This window comes from Siccirubricoccus soli (genome assembly GCF_024178315.1).
Lineage (GTDB): Bacteria > Pseudomonadota > Alphaproteobacteria > Acetobacterales > Acetobacteraceae > Siccirubricoccus > Siccirubricoccus soli.
In genome coordinates this window covers 1-15,911 of record NZ_JAMZIK010000043.1, presented here as the reverse complement: position 1 = coordinate 15,911, position 15,911 = coordinate 1, and the positions used below count along the sequence as shown (strand labels likewise).

Here is a 15,911-nt window from a genome sequence, read left to right as displayed (position 1 = left end):
GTGTGCCATCAGGCCTTCGTCGCCATCGCCAGCGGCGGCGGCTGCCGCGCCGCCCCCGGCCGACCGAGCGCGCTGTAGCCCGGCGAATTGCTCTTCGGCAGCGCCGCCGTGGCGATGGTCTCGATCACCTTCGCCTGGATGCCGATGGCGCGTTCCAGCAGGGCGCGGTTCTCCTCGCCCAGGCGCTGCAGCCGCGCCGCCATCTCTTCGGCCGATTGCCGGGCCGGCCCCGCCGCCTTGCTCCCGGTCCGGGTTGCCGCCGCATAGGCCGCGGCGAAGGCGTCCGAGGCCTGGAGCTTGGCCGAGGCCAGCCCCGCCGCCCGCGGCATGTCCAGCGAGACCAGCGCCTCGTTCTCCGCCCTGAGCGCATCCGCCAGGCGCTGGCCGGCCAGCAGCAGGGCGTCGATCATCACCATCTCCGGGCTCTCCTTCATCCTGGGGGGACCTCCATGCCCTGGCGCCGCAGCATCTCGCGCAGGATCGCCTCGCCGAGGCCGAGCCCATGGCCGCCGCGCACCGCGCGCTCGGCGATGGCGTCGATCAGCATGGGCTGCCAGCTCGCCTCCGCCGCGCCGCCGCCGAAGGCGCCGCGGCTGGGATCGGCGGTGGCGAAGGCGGGCTTCAGCAGGGCGGCGAAGGCCTGCGCCTCGAAGGCCCGGGCCGCCTGCTGCAGCCGGGGCGGGATGGCGGCGCGCTGCGCGGGGGTGAGGGCGGACCCGGTCATCAACGCAGCTCCAGATCGGCCTGCAGCGCACCGGCGGCCTTGATCGCCTGCAGGATGCTGATGAGGTCGCGCGGGCCGACGCCGAGGGAGTTCAGCCCCCGCACCAGCTCCTGCAGGGAAATGCCGCCGGACAGCACGCCCATGCGGCGCTCGGCCTGGTCCTCAATCTCGATATTCGTCCGCGGCACCACGGCCGTCTCCCCGTTGCTCAGCGGGTTGGGCTGGCTCACCTGCGGCGTCTCGGTCACCCGGATGGTCAGGTTCCCCTGGGCGATCGCCACGGTGGAGACCCGGACATTGCTGCCCATGACGATGGTGCCGGAGGCTTCCTCGATGACCACGCGGGCGATCTGGTCCGGCTCCACCCGCAACTGCTCGATGCCGGCGAGGAAGCCCATGGCGTCGCGGCCCGCGAGGTTCAGCGCCACCGTCCGCGGGTCCAACGCCGTGGCGGCGCCAGGGGCAGTGCGGTTGATGGCGGCAGCGATGCGCCGCGCCGTCGTCAGGTCCGGGTTGCGGAGTGCAAGGCGCAGGCTGTTGCGTCCGGCCAGGCTGAACGGCACTTCGCGCTCCACGATGGCGCCGTTGGCGATGCGCGCCGCGGTCGGCACGCCGCGCTGCACGCTGGCCCCGGCGCCCCGGGCGGCGATGGCGCCGGTCGCGACCGCCCCCTGGGAGACCGCATAGACCTCCCCATCCGCGCCGAGCAGCGGGGTGACGAGCAGGGTGCCGCCCTGGAGGTTGGTGGCATCGCCCAGCGCCGAGACGGCGACGTCGATCCGGCTGCCCGGCCGGGCGAAGGCGGGGAGGTTGGCTGTCACCATCACCGCGGCGACGTTGCGCGTCTCCAGCCGCGCCTCATTGTCCCGGGTGTTCACGCCGAGGCGTTCCAGCATGCCGATCAGCGTCTGGCGGGTGAAGATGGCGGTGCGCAGCCGGTCCCCGGTGCCGTTCAGCCCGACCACGAGGCCATAGCCGACGAGTTGGTTGTCCCGCACACCCTCGAGATCCGCGATGTCCTTGATCCGCACCGTCTGGGCCACGGCCGGCGCCAGGGCGGCAAGCGTGGAGAGCAGCGCCGTCATGGCCGCTGCCGCCAAGGCGATCTTCGCCCTTGCGAAAGCATTTTTGGCCACGCTGCTCTCCATCCTGTCGGTTCCGGGGGACGGCCGCGCCGGCCGCCCCGCTCGCAGGGGAAGCAGCAATGCCCGTGCCAGGGCCGGGCGAGGGTTCAGGCGGCAAGCTTTGCCCGGGGCGGGTGCGGATTGCCGGGTCGGGTGGGCCGAGGAGGCAGGAAATGCGCGGTGTTGGGGGAGTCGGCGGGGCAGGGAGGGTGAGCGGCAGGCGCGGCTCGGGCCGGGCCGGGGCCGGCGGCTTCGCTCTGCCGGCCGGCGGGGCGGAAGCCGGGGCGCGGACCGAGGCAGCGGCCACCGCCGCGCCCATCGGCCTCGCCCTGCTCGCCCTGCAGGAGCATGGGGGGGAGCGGCGGCGGGACGTGGCGGCGCGCCACCGTGCCGGCGCCCTGTTGGCGGAGCTGGATGGGTTGCAGCGGGAACTGCTGGCCGGCGGCGCCGACCTGGAGCGGCTGCGCCGCCTGGCGGCGCTGCAGCAGGGCGAAGCGGCGGAGGATCCGGGGCTGCAGGAGGCGCTGGAAGCCATCCAGCTCCGCGCCCGTATCGAGCTCGCCCGCCGTGGCTGGGAGGAGAGTGTGGCGGACTCGTGAAAAGCGCGCTGTATCAGGAATTTGCGAGGACGCAACCCCTTGGCGGAGTAGGGCGGTCGCCTGTATGGTCCGCGCCGCCTCGGCAGCCGGCGCGACGGGCCCGGCGCCCAGGGGCTTGGGGCCGTCCAGACCATGCTCATCACGCTGCCGCCGGACTATAAGCCAAGCGACGACGAAGAGTTCATGAACCCCCAGCAGCAGGCGTATTTCCGCCAGAAGCTGCTGCGGTGGCGTCAGGAGCTGCTGCGGGAGGCGGGGGATACCCTGGCCAGCCTGTCCGCCGGCGGCATCACCGAGGCCGACCTCACCGACCGGGCCAGTGTCGAGACCGACCGGGCGCTGGAATTGCGGACCCGGGACCGGGCCCGCAAGCTGATCTCGAAGATCGACCAGGCGCTGGAGCGGATCGAGAACGGCACCTATGGCTATTGCGAGGAGACGGGCGAGCCGATCGGGCTGCGCCGCCTCGAAGCCCGGCCGATCGCCACCCTCTCCATCGAGGCGCAGGAGCGCCATGAGCGGATGGAGAAGGTGCACCGGGACGACTAGTTCCCCACGAAGCCGCTGCGCGGCTCGTGGGGGAGGGCCGGATATTCCGCTGGGATCGCTGCGCGATGCCGTGGCGCTTCGGGTGCGCTTCATAAGCAAAGTCTCGCACGGGCTGTCGCGGCAAGGCCGCCACAGGGCAGTAGGACGCTCGGTTCCCACATTCCGCAGGCATGGCCAGCCTCCCGCTGGACGGCGAGATGCGGCTGCGGGACAGGCGGGCGATCATCACCGGCGGGGCGTCCGGCATCGGCCTCGCCAGCGACGAGGCGAATTACGTGACCAGTGCCGCCCATACCGGAGATGGCGGCAGCGTCTTCGACTGAGGAGCTGGTGCGGGCCGTGGGGCTCGGGCTCAAACAGTCAAGAGGGGCGCCGCCCCTCTCGAGTTCACCCTGCGAAGGGCCGAAAGGCCCCCTGAACCCTTGAGGCAGCAGGCTGAACCCGCGAAGCCAACACTCAAGGTTTCCAAAGGCCCTTCGGCCTTTGGCGGGGAGAGTTTGAGAGGGGCAGAGCCCCTCTCAACCTTACGCTTCGGCGGAAATCGGAACGCCCTTTTCCTTCAACAGGCTCTGCAGCTCGCCCCCCTGGAACATCTCCATCACGATGTCGCAGCCGCCGACGAACTCGCCGTTCACATAGAGCTGCGGGATGGTCGGCCAGTTGGTGTAGGCCTTGATCCCCTCGCGGATTTCCATGTCCTCCAGCACGTTGATGCCCTTGAAGGGCACGCCGAGGTGGCTGAGGATCTGCACCACGCGGGCGGAGAAGCCGCATTGCGGGAAGACCGGCGTGCCCTTCATGAAGAGCACCACGGGCTGGGCCTTGATCTCGCTTTCGATCCGCTCGAAGACCGGGTTGGTCATCTGCATTTCCTTTCTCGCGCCGCCCAAACGGGATCAGGGGGCGCCGTATCGGGACTATGTCGGGGCGGAAGTCTGCAACGCAAGGGCATGCAGCTCCCCGCCCATGCGCCCGCGCAGCGCGGCATAGACGAGCTGATGCTGCTGCACCCGGCTCTTGCCGCGGAAAGCCTCGGAGATGACAGTGGCGGCGTAATGGTCGCCGTCCCCGGCCAGGTCCTCGATGGTCACCTGCGCGTCGGGCAGCGCCGCCTTGATCAGCGCCTCGATCTCCCCCGGCTGCATCGCCATTCCGGTCCGCTCCCTCTTCAGCTCTCGGCCATCAGCGCCGGCAGGGTAGCCTCATGGGCCGCCCTGAGGCTCGCCACCGATATGGAGGGGCCCTCGGCCAGAGCCAAGGCCTCCCCACCGCTGCGGCCGAGCTTCATGGCAGGGACGCCCGCGGCCGCGGCGGCGGCCAGCAGCGCCGCCCCATCCGCCACCGCCAGGACGTAGCGGCCCTGATCCTCGCCGAACCAGAAGGCATGCGCCGGCAGGCCGGCGGGGATGGGGAGGAGGGTGGCGCCGCACCCGCCTGCCATGGCCATCTCCGCCAGCCCGACCAGCAGCCCGCCATCGGACAGGTCGTGGCAGGCCCGCACCTCCCCGGCCAGGATTCGGGCGCGGACGAAATCGCCGTTGCGGCGCTCGGCGGCGAGGTCCACCGGCGGCGGCGCGCCCTCCTCCCGCCCGGCGATCTCCCGCAGCCAGAGCGACTGGCCAAGCCAGCCCCTGGTCTCGCCGATCAACACCAGGTCGAGGCCGGGCGTGAGGGAAAGCCCGACCGCCTGGCCCACCTGCTCCAGCACGCCGACGCCGCCGATGGCCGGGGTGGGCAGGATCGCCCGCCCCTCGGTCTCGTTGTAGAGGGAGACATTGCCGCTCACGACCGGGAAGTCGAGCGCGGTGCAGGCCGCCGCCATGCCGCGCACCGCGGCGGCGAACTGGCCCATGATCTCCGGCTTCTCCGGATTGCCGAAATTCATGTTGTCGGTGATGGCGAGCGGCCGGGCGCCGACCGCGGTCAGGTTCCGCCAGGCCTCCGCCACCGCCTGCTTGCCGCCTTCCTCCGGGTCCGCGGCGCAGTAGCGGGGGGTGCAGTCCGTGGTCATGGCGAGCGCCCGGGCGCCGCCCTTCTCCAGGCTTTCCTCCACCCGGACCACCGCGGCATCGGCCGCGCCGGGGCGGCGGGCGGTCTGGCCGCCGACCATGCTGTCATACTGGTCCCAGATCCAGCGGCGGGAGCAGAGGTCGAGGCTGCCGACCAGCGTCTCCAGCGCCGCCGCCGGCCCGACCGGGTCGGTGATAGCGGCCGCGTCCAGCACCTTCTGCTTCGGCGTCTCCGCCGTCGGGCGGCGGTAAAGCGGCGCCTCGCTCTCCAGCGGGGCGAGAGGGATATCCGCCTCCAGCTTCCCCTGGTGGCGGATGGTGATGCGGCCGGTATCGGTCAGGTGGCCGATGACGGCGAAATCCAGCTCCCACTTTCGGAAGATCGCCTCCGCCTCGGCCTCGCGGCCGGGCTTCAGGATCATCAGCATGCGCTCCTGGCTCTCGGAGAGCATCATCTCATAGGCGGACATGCCCGCCTCGCGCTGCGGGACGTTGTCCAGCACCAGCTCGATGCCGACGCCGCCCTTGCCCGCCATCTCCACGCTGGAGCTGGTCAGGCCGGCCGCGCCCATGTCCTGGATGGCGACGATCATGTCCGTCGCCATCAGCTCCAGGCAGGCCTCGATCAGCAGCTTCTCGACGAAGGGGTCGCCGATCTGCACCGTGGGACGCTTCTCCTCGGAATCGGAGGAGAATTCGGCACTGGCCATGGTGGCGCCATGGATGCCGTCGCGGCCCGTCTTGGAGCCCACATAAACGACCGGATTGCCGATGCCGGCGGCGGCACTGAGGAAGATGCGGTCCTTCGGCGCGATGCCGACGGTCATCGCATTGACCAGCGGGTTGCCATTGTAGGCGGGGTGGAAATTGACCTCGCCGCCCACCGTGGGGACGCCGACGCAATTGCCGTAGCCGCCGATGCCGCGGACCACGCCATCGATCACCCGCTTCATCCGCGGCGCCTCGGGCATGCCGAAGCGCAGCGCGTTCAGGTTGGCGATGGGCCGGGCGCCCATGGTGAAGACATCGCGCAGGATGCCGCCGACGCCGGTCGCCGCGCCCTGATAGGGCTCGATGAAGCTCGGATGGTTGTGGCTCTCCATCTTGAAGATGGCGGCCAGCCCGTCGCCGATATCGATGACGCCGGCATTCTCGCCGGGGCCATGGATGACCCAGGGCGCCTTGGTCGGCAGGCCGCGCAGCCAGACGCGGCTGGATTTGTAGGAGCAGTGCTCCGACCACATGACGCTGAAGACGCCGAGCTCGGTGAGCGAGGGCGAGCGGCCGAGAATGGCCAGCACCCGGTCGTACTCATCCGGCTTCAGGCCGAACTCGGCGGCAAGCTGGGCGGCGCGTTCGGGAAGGAGGGGGGCGGGAGTCTGGGTCATGTGGTCCTCAGGCCGCGGCGAAGCTGCCGGCCAGGCTCTCGAAGAGCGGCAGGCCATCCGTGCCGTCGATCTCCGGATCCACCTGGTTCTCCGGATGCGGCATCAGCCCCAGCACGCGGAGGTTGGGGGAGAGGATGCCGGCGATGCTGCGGGCGCTGCCGTTGCGGTTGGCGGCCTCCGTCACCTCGCCGGACGGGGTCGCGTAGCGTAGTGCGACCAGCCCATCGCCCTCCAGCCGGTCCAGCGTCGCGGCATCGGCGAAGTAGTTGCCGTCGCCATGCGCCATGGTGGCGCGGAACACCTGGCCGCGCTGGAAGCGGGAGGTATAGGGCGTATCCGCGCGCTCCACCCGCATATGGCAATCCATGGAGAGGAAGCGCAGCGACGCGTTGCGCAGCAGCGCCCCCGGCAGCAGCCCCGCTTCCACCAGCATCTGGAAGCCGTTGCAGACGCCGAGCACATGCCCGCCCTTCGCGGCGAATTCCTTCACCGCCTGCATGATCGGGCTCTGCGCCGCCATGGCGCCGCAGCGCAGGTAGTCGCCATAGGAGAAGCCGCCCGGCAGCACCACCAGGTCCAGCCCCGAAGGCAGTTCCGTGTCCCGGTGCCAGAGCAGCGGCGGCCGGTGGCCGGTCGCGCGCTGCAGTGCCAGCGCCATGTCGCGCTCCCGGTTGGTGCCGGGGAAGAGGATGATCGCCGCCTTCATCTCGCCTGCGTCCTTACGCCATCAGCCACCACAACGCGCCCGTCAGCAGCAGGCCGCCGATGACGTAGCCCGCCAGATCCGTGGCCATGTCGAACCCCGTCAGCCACCACAATGCGCCCGCAAGCAGCAGGGCACAGACCAGATAGCCCGTCAGTTCCACGGCGAGGCCGAGCGGGTAGGAGAAGAGGACCCGCCGCCAGCCGAAGATAAGGCCGGCCATCAGCACCACCGCCAGCATCACCACCGCGCCGAACCCGCCGAGCAGTGTGCCGAGCGCTTCCATTCAGCCGTCCTGCCACACCCGCAGCCAGTGCAGCCCGCCGAGCACCACCAGCGTCACCACCACCGCCAGCGTCGCCGCCGTCAGCCAGCGGTTCAGCTTGCGCTTCTGTGCCGCCACCCAGCCGCCCGGCGGCTTCGCCACCGGCCGCAGCGCCGTCATCCGCTCCTCCCGCCAGCGCAGCCCGATGCTGATCAGCACCGTCAGCACCGCCATGATGAGGAGGGAGGCCTTGATCACGATCTAGCCGAGCGTGACCGAGAAGCTCTCGATCACCGTATTGGCCAGCAGCTTGCGCGCCATCTCCTCGGCGGCGGCCTTGGCCTTCGCCGGATCGGTCTCGGCCAGCTCCAGCTCGATCACCTTGCCCGCCCGCACCTCGCCCACCCCGGCGAAGCCGAGGCCGGCCAGGGCATGGCCGATCGCCTTGCCCTGCGGGTCCAGCACGCCGGCCTTCGGCATCACCGTCACGAACGCCTTCATGCACTCCCCCTTCTCGCCGCCAGGCCCGCTCACTGCAGCGTCTCCGGCCCCTTCATGTCCCTGACGCCGGCCTCCGGCAGGATGCCGAGGCGGCGCGCCACTTCCTGGTAGCCTTCCTCGACCTTGCCGAGGTCGCGGCGGAAGCGGTCCTTGTCCATCTTCTCGCCGGTCTTCACGTCCCAGAGCCGGCAATTGTCCGGGCTGATCTCGTCGGCCAGGACGATGCGCATCTCGTCATTCTCGTAAAGCCGGCCGAATTCCAGCTTGAAATCCACCAGCGTGATGCCGACGCCGAGCAGCAGCCCGGTCAGGAAATCGTTCACCCGGAGCGCGAGCTGGACCATGTCGTCCAGATCCTGGGTGGCGGCCCAGCCGAAGGCGGTGATGTGCTCCTCGCACACCATCGGGTCGTTCAGCGCCGCGTTCTTGTAGTAATACTCGATGATCGAGCGCGGCAGCCGCGTGCCCTCGGCAATGCCGAGCCGCGTCGAGAGGCTGCCGGCGGCGACGTTCCGCACCACGAGCGAGAGCGGGATGATCTCCACCTCGCGGATCAGCTGCTCCCGCATGTTCAGCCGGCGGATGAAATGGGTGGGGATGCCGATCTCCATCAGCCGGCTCATCAGGTACTCGCTGATCCGGTTGTTCAGCACACCCTTGCCGGTGATGGTGCCCCGCTTCTGGTTGTTGAAGGCGTGCGCGTCATCCTTGAAGTATTGCACCAGGGTGCCGGGTTCGGGGCCTTCGAACAGAATTTTGGCCTTGCCCTCATAGAGCTGACGGCGTCGCGCCATGGTGGAATGAATCCTTCTCTGGGCCCAGGGCCACGCGGCGCCCGGGGGCGCCGGGCGCGGCCGGCCCGTCTGTGGCCGGCGATATAGCAAGCGCGGCCGCCTGCCGCCACTTGGCGGCCGGATTCGATGGTCCGGGCGGGGAGCGCCGCCTTTCCCGTGCCGGCCAGCTGCGGCACCCGGCCCTGTCGGAGGTCGAAAGGCCTTCGGAAAGCAACGGCTTGGCGGCTCCGCTACAGCGGCACGGCCTGGAAGGGGGCGCGGTCGGGCGGGCCGGGAGCGAACAGCCACTGCACCGTGCCCCCCGCGCCCAGGGCCAGCAGGCTGGCGGAGACGGTGCCGAAGCCGGCCAGGGGCGGAACGTTGAGCGCCACGCCGCGCGGGGCGGCCGGGTCGCCGCTGGTATCGCGGTCCGCCAGCAGCCGGGCCCAGGCAGTCCAGTCCTTCGCCTCCGGCACCGGGGGCGGGGCGGCCTGGAAGCGGGGCAGGTGGCGGGCGGTCCGGGGACTGGTCAGGTCGTTCGGGTCATGCGCCGTCACCATGCTGATGCCCGGGGGCAGGGGCAGCGCCTCTGGCCGGCCCTCGCCCAGGCCGCGGAGGAAGAAGGCCGCATGCCGGTCGGCGATCACCATGTTGAAGCTGCGCCATTCCGCCGCCGGCAGGGCGGCAATGGCCGCGGCGGCAGCGGTGGCGTCCGGCTCCGCCAGGGCCAGCAGCGGCAGCTCCCCGCGGGAGCGCTTGCCGGGCGCGGGGCCGAGGCTGCCCGGCCGGTTCAGCACCGTCGCCACCACCCCGTTGCGGTTCACCGCCATCCAGGTGCCGCCGCCGCTGCGGTCCCGCCCGCCGACCACCCCGGGCCGGTCCGGCCACCAGGGCCCGGGCGGGTCCGCCGCGCGGTCCAGCATCTCGTCCCGGTTGGCGGCGATCAGCACCGGCCAGGCATGGCCCGGCCGGGACAGCAGGATGACGGTACACATCCGGGCCGGGATAGCATGAAGCGCCGCCGGTGGCTCCGCCCCCCTTTCTGGCCGGATCGCCCAAGGGCGGCCGACCTCGAACCGGACCCCGGGGATCGTTGTCGAGGGCAGTGCCGCCAGGGGTGGAGCCCTACCGGGGATTCGGGGGTGACACCCCGGCAAAGCCCGATCAGCCAAAGGCCCTGACTTCGGACCGGGCCAGGGGGGCGCTGCCGGCGGCACTGTCGCTGCGGAGGAGAGCGCCTGCCGGAGACTCCAGGGCAGCACCCTGGGGCGAGCCGGATCACCTCAGGGCCCTGACCTCCCCGCCGGGCCCGGCGCCGACGGCAGGGCTCCTGCCGGGGGATTCGGGGCAGCGCCCCCGTTACCGCCAGCCGTAATGGGGGCGGGGGCGCCAGTACCGCGGCGGCGGCGGTGGCGGCGGGGCGTAGTAGCCATAGGGCCGCCAATGCGGCCGCCAATAGGCCGGCGGCGGGGGCGGTGGCCGCCGGTAATAGATCGGCGGGGGCGGCGGCGGCGCATAGTAGTAGCCATGGGCCTGGGCGCCGCCCGGCACCGCCAGGGCGGCAAGCCCAAGGGCGCCGAAGGCGATGAGAGCGTTGCGAAGCCTCAGCATGAGCTGGATCTCCTGACTGGCCGTACCTCCCGGCGTGTCAGCCAAAATATGCTGCCGTCTGGGGCGGAATCGCGGCACCGGCCGGGCGGTGGCGGGGCAGCCCCCGCCGCCCGGGTCACGTCGCCGCGAAGACCCGGGCGAAGATCGTGTCCACCTGGGCGAAATCCCGCGCCGGATCCATCACCCGGGCCAGCGCCGCCGCATCGAAGCGCGCCGCCACCGCCGGGTTGTCCAGCAGGTTCTCGGCGAAGCTGCGGGCCTCGGGCCGGCCCAGCTTCGTCCAGGTGGCCATCGCCGCCGCCTGCACCGCGGCATAGGCCTCCTCCCGGCTGATGCCCGCCTGGGTCAGGGCCAGCAGCACCTTCTGGCTGTGCACCACGCCGCCCAGGCTTTCCAGATTCTCCCGCATCCGCTCCGGATAGACGGTCAGCTTCTCCATCATCCCGGCCAGCCGGGCCAGGGCGAAATCCAGTGCGATGCAGGCATCCGGGGCGATCACCCGCTCCACGCTGGAATGGCTGATGTCCCGCTCATGCCACAGCGCGACATTCTCCAGCGCCGGGGTCACGTAGCCGCGCACCAGCCGGGCCAGGCCGGTCAGGTTCTCGCTCAGCACCGGGTTGCGCTTGTGCGGCATGGCGGAGGAGCCCTTCTGGCCGGCGTGGAAGAACTCCTCCGCCTCGCGCACCTCGCTCCGCTGCAGGTGGCGCACCTCGGTCGCCAGCCGCTCGATCCCGCTCGCCACCACGCCGAGGGTGGCGAAGAAGGCTGCATGGCGGTCGCGCGGGATCACCTGGGTGGAGTGTGGCTCCACCGCCAGGCCCAGCTTCTCCGCGACATGGGCCTCTATCCGAGGATCGACACTCGCAAAAGTGCCGACCGGGCCGGAGATGGCGCAGGTGGCGATCTCCGCCCTGGCCGCCTTCAGCCGGTCCCGGTTTCGTCTGAACTCCGCGTAATGTCCTGCTAATTTCAGCCCGAAGGTGGTGGGTTCGGCATGGATGCCGTGGCTGCGGCCGATGGTCGGGGTGTATTTGAACTCCTCGGCGCGGCGGGCGAGCGCCGCCATCACCGCCTCCACCCCCTCGATCAGCAGATCGGCCGCGCGAGTGAGCTGCACGGCAAGGCAGGTGTCCAGCACGTCGGAGCTGGTGAGCCCCTGGTGCATGAAGCGCGCCTCCGGCCCGATGCCCTCCTGCATCCAGGTGAGGAAGGCGATGACGTCATGCCGCGTCACCCGCTCGATGGCGTCGATCGCCTCGACCTCGGCCGCGCCGATGCTGGCGGCGCGGGGGGTACCTCTCTCCCGGATCACCTTGGCGGCCTCGGCCGGGATGGTGCCGAGCGCGGCCATGGCCTCGGCCGCCAGCGCCTCGATCTCGAACCAGATGCGGAAGCGCTCCGCCGGAGAGAAGATCGCTTCCATCTGCGGGCGGGTATAGCGGGGGACCATCCGGGGCCTCGGCGGCGATGTTGGGGGAGGGGGCGGTTTGGACCGCGGGCCCGGGCCTTGGCAAGCCTCGGCTGGCCGCGGGCGGGCGTGGCGGCGTCCGCGGCCAGGGCCGGGCCATCCCCGGCTTCCCGGCCCGGCCTCGCGAGGCGGATGGCCGCGGCCCGATGGCTGGGCGGCGATGGCAGGCCGCCGCCCCCGGAAGGGGCTTTCGCTGCCTCGCCGGCCATCCCGCCGGCCCTGACCGCAAGGGATCTTGTAGAGCGGGGTTGCGAAAAGATTAGCAAATATTTATCTGCCGCAACTGTAGCTGCCGTATCGCCCGTCCAGGAACCCCCTGCCCATGCCCGAATGGTTGGTCCCGCTTGCCCAGGTCCTCTTCATCGACATCGTCCTGGCCGGCGACAACGCCATCGTCGTGGGCATGGCAGCCGCCGGCCTGCCGTTGGAGCAGCGCCGCAAGGCCATCTTCTTCGGCATCATCGCCGCCACGGTCATGCGCATCGGCTTCGCCGCCATCACGACGCAGCTTCTCGCCATCGTCGGCATCACCCTGGCGGGCGGCGTCCTGCTGCTCTGGGTCTGCTGGAAGATGTTCCGCGAGCTGCAGGGCCATGGCCATGCCGAGGCGGCGGAGGGCGACGTCGAGGCCAAGCTGGCGGCGGCCGAGGCCAGTGCCCCGCGCAAGACCCTGCCCCAAGCCATCCTGCAGATCCTCGTCGCCGACGTCTCGATGAGCCTCGACAACGTGCTGGCGGTGGCTGGCGCGGCGAAGGACCATTTCTCGGTGCTGGTGGCGGGCCTCGCCATCTCCGTCGTGCTGATGGGCGTCGCCGCGACGCTGATCGCCAACCTGCTGAACAAGCATCGCTGGATCGCCTGGGTGGGCCTGCTGGTCATCCTCTACGTGGCGCTCGACATGATCTGGGAAGGCACGCACCAGGTCGCGGACCAGGTGCCGGGCGCCTATGCCTATCTGCTGCTGCCGCTGGGCTACCTGGCCCTGCCGGGCGTCTTCCCGGCCTGGATCTGGGCGGCGGCGACGGCGGGCCAGGTGATGGTCTTCACGGCGCTGGCCGCGCTCTCGGCCGGGCTGGTGCGGCGGGTGGCGGGCAGCGGCCCCGCTTCGGGGCATTGAGGCGCCGCGGCGGCATCCCGCTGCCCCGCGCCGCGCGCTTCAGCGTCGCGGCCAGGCAGGGCGCCGCCGCCATGTCCGGCCCCGGCCCATCTCCGGCTGCCCTGCAACCCCTGCGGCCCGCACGGCCGGAATCGGCCCGGCCATGACGGCGCGGGGGCCTCCTCCCAGGCCATGCCGCGGCCTGCCGGCGCGCTCCCCACGCGCCGTTGCAGGGCCGCGGCATGGCCGTGCCTGATCGCCGCCAGGGGAGCGGCAGGGGGCGGCGGCACGGGGCGCTCGCCGCCTGTACGCATTGCCGGCACGGCCGGCGGCGGCTTCACATGCCCGTCACGCTCGCTTAGGGTGCGCGCGCCGCCGGCGCCGGCCGGTGGACGACACCCTGGAATGCCCGCCGGCCCAAACGGCAGGGCCGGAGCTGCCACGCATGGACCTCGCCGCGATCGCCGGTAACTGGGACTGGCTGATCCTTTCGCAAATCCTCGGCGTCAACATCGTCCTCTCGGGCGACAACGCCGTCCTCATCGCCCTCGCCGCTGCCGGCCTGCCGGCGGAGAAGCGCGCCAAGGCCATCATGTTCGGCATGGTGCTGGCCGTCATCCTCCGCGTCGTCCTGAGCATCGCGGCGGTGCAGCTCCTCGCCATCCCCGGCCTGCTCCTGCTCGGCGGCGCCCTCCTGCTCTGGATCGCCTGGGGCTTCTTCCAGGAGCTTCGCTCCGAGGACAAGGACGACGAATCGGCCAATACGGTGCATGAGGAAAAGACCCTCGGCACCGCGCTGCGCCAGATCGTCATCGCCGACGTCTCCATGAGCCTCGACAACGTCCTTGCCGTTGCCGGCGCCGCCGGCGGCAACATGCCGATGCTGATCCTCGGCCTGCTGATCTCCATCCTGCTGATGGGCGTCGCCGCGACCCTGATCTCGAAGCTGCTCGAGCGCTATCGCTGGATCGCCTATGTCGGCGTCGCGCTGATCGTCTATATCGGCGTGAAGATGATCTACGAGGACGTCCACCGGTTGTGGGAGCGCTTCGGCCCCGGCCATGCGATGCTGCACGACGCCGGCCCGATGCTCGCCAAGGCGGCGACCCTGCCGCTGCTCGGCGGTTGAGTCGGGCCATGCGTCCCGCGGCGGGGCTGCTGCTGCCCCTGCTGCTGCTCGGCTGCGAGGCGGTCCCACCACCCGCCGCCGGCGAGGTGCCGGCCGAGGTGGCCGAGTCCGCCCCGGCCGCCACCGGCGGCGCGCCCGTCCGGGCGGCCTCCAGCGCCCTCGCCATCGCCCGTCGCCTGCCGCCGGAGGCGGCCGGCTTCCGCCGCGGCAACCTGACCGCGACCCGGACCGGCGGGCAGGAGGTGGGCTACCGCACCCAGGGCCGCACCGCCGCCGGCGCCACGGTGGAGGTGCTGCGCCCGAGCCAGGCGCCGGATGCGGCGACGCTCGACCGGGCGCTGGCCGAGCTGGTGCGGGAGGCGACGCAGCCTGCCCCGGCCCGCAGCCTCACCGCCCAGTCCCGCCTTACCATCCCCGATCCGCGGCCGGAGCGCGGGCCCGGCGCCGCCCCGCCCGGCCTCGCCTGCACCGAGACCGCCGGCACCTATGGGCGGGAGCCGGTCGCCGGCATGGTCTGCGTCGGCGCCGCCCAGGGCGCGCTGCTGCGGCTGCGCGTGCTGATGCCGGACCAGGACCCGCCGCCCGGCGATGCCCGTGCCTTCGCCGCTGCCATCCTGGCGGCGCTGCGCGGCGCCTGATGGCATTCGGCCTGCGCCACCCCATCTGACCGGGATGAGCGGCATTCCCGACCCGATGCGGGTCTTCGACCGGCCCCTGCACCGGAAGCGGCGCGACCGTGCCGCCGCCACGGTGCACCGCGTGGCGCCGGTGCTGGAGGCGGCGGCGGAGCTGCTGCTGGACCGGCTGGACGATACCACCCATCGCTTCTCCCGGGCGCTCGACCTCGGCGGACGGGGCGTGGTGGTGCCGCGGCTGCGGGCGCGGGGCATCCCCTTCGTCGTCTCCATGGACCTCTCCGCCGGGATGGCAGCCCGGGCCGGGGGCCTGCCGCTGGCGGGCGACGAGGAATGGCTGCCCTTCGCGCCGGAGAGCTTCGACCTCGTCGTCGCCAGCCTCTCCCTGCACTGGGTGAACGACCTGCCGGGGGCGCTGGTGCAGATCCGCCGGGCGCTGCGGCCGGATGGGCTGCTCCTTGCCTCGCTGCCCGGCCTCGGCACGCTGCACAGCCTGCGGGAGGCGCTGGCCGGGGCCGAGACGGAGCTGCGCGGCGGCCTCTCCCCCCGGGTGTCGCCCTTCCCCGACTTGCGCGACCTGGCCGGGCTGCTGCAGCGCGCCGGCTTTGCCATGCCGGTGGCGGATGCCGAGACGCTGAACCTCTCCTACCGCAGCCCCATGGCCCTTTTCGCCGATCTCCGCGCGGCGGGGGAGGGGAATGCGGTGCTGGCGCGCGACGGGCGCATCCCGCCCCGGGCGCTGCTGCCGCTGGCGGCCAGCCGGCTGCCGGAGTTGGACGGCGCCATCCCGGTGGAGCTGCGGCTGCTGACCATGACCGGCTGGGCCCCGCATGAGAGCCAGAGCCGCCCCGCCCGCCCGGGCAGCGCGACACACCGCCTGGCGGATGCGCTGGGGGTGGAGGAGCGGAGCGCGGGGGAGAAAGCGGGGACGCAGCACTGAGGCTGGCCAAGGGCCTCTGCCCCCGGAGCCTCGGCCATCCCAGACACCACGCCGGTGATCTACCTGTACCTGGATGAGCTGCGGTGCAGGAAGCGGAGCGCCAGGGGCGCTGCCGCCGAACCCTGGCAGGAGGTCGTCGCGGTCAGTGCCCGCGACCCTGCCCCTCAGCCGGGGGAATGCTTCCCCCTGGACCCGAGTTTGCGGATAAGCGCTGCGCTGGAGCATGCTGCGTTCGCTTGCGCTCACGCCGCACGCTCTAGGGTCTGTTGAGGTTTAGCGGGAGTGGATGACGGCGGCGGCGAGGTGGATCATGGCTGAGAAGCTGTGGTCGGTCTTGTCGCTGCGCATGGCGATGCGCTTGAACTCCTTGAGCTTGCAGAAGAAGTTCTCGATC

Annotated in this window: 20 protein-coding genes and 2 pseudogenes; 7 read left to right on the top strand and 15 right to left on the bottom strand. The window is 71.7% G+C overall.

The features are described from left to right. Positions 1-8: 8 nt before the first annotated feature. From NJ376_RS07360 to NJ376_RS07350, 3 genes are read right to left on the bottom strand one after another with little or no spacing between them, the layout of a single operon-like run. Positions 9-434, bottom strand: a complete 426-nt coding sequence (locus NJ376_RS07360) for a hypothetical protein (RefSeq protein WP_252952601.1) — start codon at positions 432-434, stop codon at positions 9-11. Next, on the bottom strand, positions 431-724 hold the full coding sequence (locus NJ376_RS07355) for a rod-binding protein (protein WP_252952600.1): 294 nt from the start codon (positions 722-724) through the stop codon (positions 431-433). The genes NJ376_RS07360 and NJ376_RS07355 overlap by 4 nt, the downstream gene beginning before the upstream one ends. After that, entirely contained in the window at positions 724-1,809 is a 1,086-nt protein-coding gene (locus NJ376_RS07350) for a flagellar basal body P-ring protein FlgI (RefSeq protein ID WP_252952667.1), read from the bottom strand. The genes NJ376_RS07355 and NJ376_RS07350 overlap by 1 nt, the downstream gene beginning before the upstream one ends. A gap of 119 nt (positions 1,810-1,928) precedes the next feature. Here NJ376_RS07350 and NJ376_RS07345 point away from each other — a divergent pair, with 119 nt between their 5' ends. From NJ376_RS07345 to NJ376_RS07335, 3 genes are all read left to right on the top strand, one after another. Next, positions 1,929-2,447, top strand: coding sequence for a flagellar assembly protein FliX (locus NJ376_RS07345; protein WP_370288048.1), 519 nt, complete (start codon positions 1,929-1,931; stop codon positions 2,445-2,447). Between the two features lie 132 nt (positions 2,448-2,579). Continuing rightward, complete coding sequence (gene dksA, locus NJ376_RS07340; protein ID WP_252952598.1) at positions 2,580-2,996, top strand: RNA polymerase-binding protein DksA; 417 nt, start codon at positions 2,580-2,582, stop codon at positions 2,994-2,996. Between the two features lie 170 nt (positions 2,997-3,166). Further along, a complete protein-coding gene (locus tag NJ376_RS07335; protein WP_252952597.1) occupies positions 3,167-3,319 on the top strand; it encodes a hypothetical protein in 153 nt (50 codons plus the stop codon). A gap of 201 nt (positions 3,320-3,520) precedes the next feature. Here NJ376_RS07335 and grxD read toward each other — a convergent pair whose 3' ends face one another. The 11 genes from grxD to purB form a co-directional block, all read right to left on the bottom strand. After that, complete coding sequence (gene grxD, locus NJ376_RS07330) at positions 3,521-3,859, bottom strand: Grx4 family monothiol glutaredoxin (protein ID WP_252952596.1); 339 nt, start codon at positions 3,857-3,859, stop codon at positions 3,521-3,523. Positions 3,860-3,913: 54 nt separating this feature from the next. Next, positions 3,914-4,147 carry a BolA family protein gene (locus NJ376_RS07325; protein ID WP_252952595.1) on the bottom strand — a complete coding sequence of 78 codons (234 nt, stop codon included), beginning with the start codon at positions 4,145-4,147 and terminating at the stop codon, positions 3,914-3,916. Between the two features lie 17 nt (positions 4,148-4,164). Further along, a complete protein-coding gene (purL, locus tag NJ376_RS07320; protein WP_252952594.1) occupies positions 4,165-6,393 on the bottom strand; it encodes a phosphoribosylformylglycinamidine synthase subunit PurL in 2,229 nt (742 codons plus the stop codon). A 7-nt stretch (positions 6,394-6,400) separates the two neighbouring features. Continuing rightward, the gene (purQ, locus tag NJ376_RS07315; protein WP_252952593.1) at positions 6,401-7,099 is read right to left on the bottom strand and encodes a phosphoribosylformylglycinamidine synthase subunit PurQ; all 699 of its coding nucleotides are present in this window, start codon (positions 7,097-7,099) and stop codon (positions 6,401-6,403) included. A gap of 13 nt (positions 7,100-7,112) precedes the next feature. Beyond that, positions 7,113-7,382, bottom strand: coding sequence for a hypothetical protein (locus tag NJ376_RS07310; RefSeq protein WP_252952592.1), 270 nt, complete (start codon positions 7,380-7,382; stop codon positions 7,113-7,115). Continuing rightward, positions 7,383-7,619, bottom strand: coding sequence for a hypothetical protein (locus NJ376_RS07305; protein WP_252952591.1), 237 nt, complete (start codon positions 7,617-7,619; stop codon positions 7,383-7,385). A 3-nt stretch (positions 7,620-7,622) separates the two neighbouring features. Next, a complete protein-coding gene (purS, locus tag NJ376_RS07300; RefSeq protein WP_252952590.1) occupies positions 7,623-7,862 on the bottom strand; it encodes a phosphoribosylformylglycinamidine synthase subunit PurS in 240 nt (79 codons plus the stop codon). 29 nt (positions 7,863-7,891) lie between these two features. Next, positions 7,892-8,656 carry a phosphoribosylaminoimidazolesuccinocarboxamide synthase gene (gene purC, locus NJ376_RS07295; protein ID WP_252952589.1) on the bottom strand — a complete coding sequence of 255 codons (765 nt, stop codon included), beginning with the start codon at positions 8,654-8,656 and terminating at the stop codon, positions 7,892-7,894. Positions 8,657-8,886: 230 nt separating this feature from the next. After that, positions 8,887-9,630, bottom strand: a complete 744-nt coding sequence (locus tag NJ376_RS07290) for an NRDE family protein (protein ID WP_252952588.1) — start codon at positions 9,628-9,630, stop codon at positions 8,887-8,889. Between the two features lie 364 nt (positions 9,631-9,994). After that, a complete protein-coding gene (locus NJ376_RS07285; RefSeq protein WP_252952587.1) occupies positions 9,995-10,246 on the bottom strand; it encodes a hypothetical protein in 252 nt (83 codons plus the stop codon). A gap of 115 nt (positions 10,247-10,361) precedes the next feature. Then, positions 10,362-11,699 carry an adenylosuccinate lyase gene (purB, locus tag NJ376_RS07280; protein ID WP_252952586.1) on the bottom strand — a complete coding sequence of 446 codons (1,338 nt, stop codon included), beginning with the start codon at positions 11,697-11,699 and terminating at the stop codon, positions 10,362-10,364. 340 nt (positions 11,700-12,039) lie between these two features. Between purB and NJ376_RS07275 the strand changes: the two are divergent. The 4 genes and pseudogenes from NJ376_RS07275 to NJ376_RS07260 form a co-directional block, all read left to right on the top strand. Further along, positions 12,040-12,660 (top strand): annotated as a pseudogene (locus NJ376_RS07275) (TerC family protein); the annotation flags it as partial. A 598-nt stretch (positions 12,661-13,258) separates the two neighbouring features. Next, positions 13,259-13,942 carry a YjbE family putative metal transport protein gene (locus tag NJ376_RS07270; RefSeq protein ID WP_252952585.1) on the top strand — a complete coding sequence of 228 codons (684 nt, stop codon included), beginning with the start codon at positions 13,259-13,261 and terminating at the stop codon, positions 13,940-13,942. 8 nt (positions 13,943-13,950) lie between these two features. After that, complete coding sequence (locus NJ376_RS07265; protein ID WP_252952584.1) at positions 13,951-14,580, top strand: hypothetical protein; 630 nt, start codon at positions 13,951-13,953, stop codon at positions 14,578-14,580. Positions 14,581-14,614: 34 nt separating this feature from the next. Beyond that, positions 14,615-15,517: a methyltransferase domain-containing protein gene (locus tag NJ376_RS07260; protein WP_252952583.1), complete on the top strand. Its 903-nt coding sequence runs from the start codon at positions 14,615-14,617 to the stop codon at positions 15,515-15,517. Positions 15,518-15,790: 273 nt separating this feature from the next. Here the strand turns inward: NJ376_RS07260 and NJ376_RS07255 are convergent. Further along, a pseudogene (locus tag NJ376_RS07255) lies at positions 15,791-15,911 on the bottom strand (IS5/IS1182 family transposase); the annotation flags it as partial.

What these genes read in the sequence shown, in the direction of transcription:
- NJ376_RS07265 (WP_252952584.1), top strand. Translation starts at nt 13,951, where the DNA reads ATGCGTCCCGCGGCGGGGCTGCTGCTGCCCCTGCTGCTGCTCGGCTGC.
- NJ376_RS07335 (WP_252952597.1), top strand. Translation starts at nt 3,167, where the DNA reads ATGGCCAGCCTCCCGCTGGACGGCGAGATGCGGCTGCGGGACAGGCGG.
- purC (WP_252952589.1), bottom strand. Translation starts at nt 8,656, where the DNA reads ATGGCGCGACGCCGTCAGCTCTATGAGGGCAAGGCCAAAATTCTGTTC.
- NJ376_RS07345 (WP_370288048.1), top strand. Translation starts at nt 1,929, where the DNA reads ATGCCCGTGCCAGGGCCGGGCGAGGGTTCAGGCGGCAAGCTTTGCCCG.
- NJ376_RS07360 (WP_252952601.1), bottom strand. Translation starts at nt 434, where the DNA reads ATGAAGGAGAGCCCGGAGATGGTGATGATCGACGCCCTGCTGCTGGCC.
- purB (WP_252952586.1), bottom strand. Translation starts at nt 11,699, where the DNA reads ATGGTCCCCCGCTATACCCGCCCGCAGATGGAAGCGATCTTCTCTCCG.
- NJ376_RS07310 (WP_252952592.1), bottom strand. Translation starts at nt 7,382, where the DNA reads ATGGAAGCGCTCGGCACACTGCTCGGCGGGTTCGGCGCGGTGGTGATG.
- NJ376_RS07270 (WP_252952585.1), top strand. Translation starts at nt 13,259, where the DNA reads ATGGACCTCGCCGCGATCGCCGGTAACTGGGACTGGCTGATCCTTTCG.
- NJ376_RS07285 (WP_252952587.1), bottom strand. Translation starts at nt 10,246, where the DNA reads ATGCTGAGGCTTCGCAACGCTCTCATCGCCTTCGGCGCCCTTGGGCTT.
- NJ376_RS07260 (WP_252952583.1), top strand. Translation starts at nt 14,615, where the DNA reads ATGAGCGGCATTCCCGACCCGATGCGGGTCTTCGACCGGCCCCTGCAC.
- NJ376_RS07355 (WP_252952600.1), bottom strand. Translation starts at nt 724, where the DNA reads ATGACCGGGTCCGCCCTCACCCCCGCGCAGCGCGCCGCCATCCCGCCC.
- NJ376_RS07290 (WP_252952588.1), bottom strand. Translation starts at nt 9,630, where the DNA reads ATGTGTACCGTCATCCTGCTGTCCCGGCCGGGCCATGCCTGGCCGGTG.
- purL (WP_252952594.1), bottom strand. Translation starts at nt 6,393, where the DNA reads ATGACCCAGACTCCCGCCCCCCTCCTTCCCGAACGCGCCGCCCAGCTT.
- grxD (WP_252952596.1), bottom strand. Translation starts at nt 3,859, where the DNA reads ATGACCAACCCGGTCTTCGAGCGGATCGAAAGCGAGATCAAGGCCCAG.
- NJ376_RS07350 (WP_252952667.1), bottom strand. Translation starts at nt 1,809, where the DNA reads ATGACGGCGCTGCTCTCCACGCTTGCCGCCCTGGCGCCGGCCGTGGCC.
- NJ376_RS07325 (WP_252952595.1), bottom strand. Translation starts at nt 4,147, where the DNA reads ATGGCGATGCAGCCGGGGGAGATCGAGGCGCTGATCAAGGCGGCGCTG.
- purQ (WP_252952593.1), bottom strand. Translation starts at nt 7,099, where the DNA reads ATGAAGGCGGCGATCATCCTCTTCCCCGGCACCAACCGGGAGCGCGAC.
- purS (WP_252952590.1), bottom strand. Translation starts at nt 7,862, where the DNA reads ATGAAGGCGTTCGTGACGGTGATGCCGAAGGCCGGCGTGCTGGACCCG.
- dksA (WP_252952598.1), top strand. Translation starts at nt 2,580, where the DNA reads ATGCTCATCACGCTGCCGCCGGACTATAAGCCAAGCGACGACGAAGAG.